This window comes from Pseudomonas sp. SIMBA_067 (genome assembly GCF_046534675.1).
GTDB lineage: Bacteria > Pseudomonadota > Gammaproteobacteria > Pseudomonadales > Pseudomonadaceae > Aquipseudomonas > Aquipseudomonas putida.
This window is the reverse complement of record NZ_JAWRYH010000561.1, coordinates 1-266: the sequence shown is the minus strand read 5'-3', so window position 1 is coordinate 266 and position 266 is coordinate 1. Positions and strand designations below refer to the sequence as shown.

At 64.7% G+C, this 266-nt stretch carries 1 protein-coding gene; it reads right to left on the bottom strand.

Annotated elements, in window-relative coordinates; genetic code table 11:
* Nucleotides 1-266, bottom strand: a 266-nt coding sequence (gene fliJ / locus SB765_RS30325) for a flagellar export protein FliJ (RefSeq protein ID WP_410932581.1), incomplete at both ends; no start/stop codon positions are given.

The following is a 266-nucleotide window of genomic DNA, read 5'->3' as shown; positions in this document are numbered from 1 at the left end:
CCCGCGCTTCGTCGATATAGCGCTGCACCAGCTTGCGCAGGCCCTCGACCCGGGCAAACGCCTGCTGCCAGCTTTCGCGGGCCTTCTCAAGGTTGTTCTGGTGCCAGGCCAGGCTTTGGCGCTGTTGGGCGACTGCCGTCTCCAGCTGGTTGAGAAAGCCCTGATAGCCCATCAACCACTGGCCGGACACCCCCTGGCTGCCGCGCTCGATCCACTGTTGCTGGTATTCGCCGCGAAAGCGCTCCAGGTCGCCCAGCTTGCTTTCC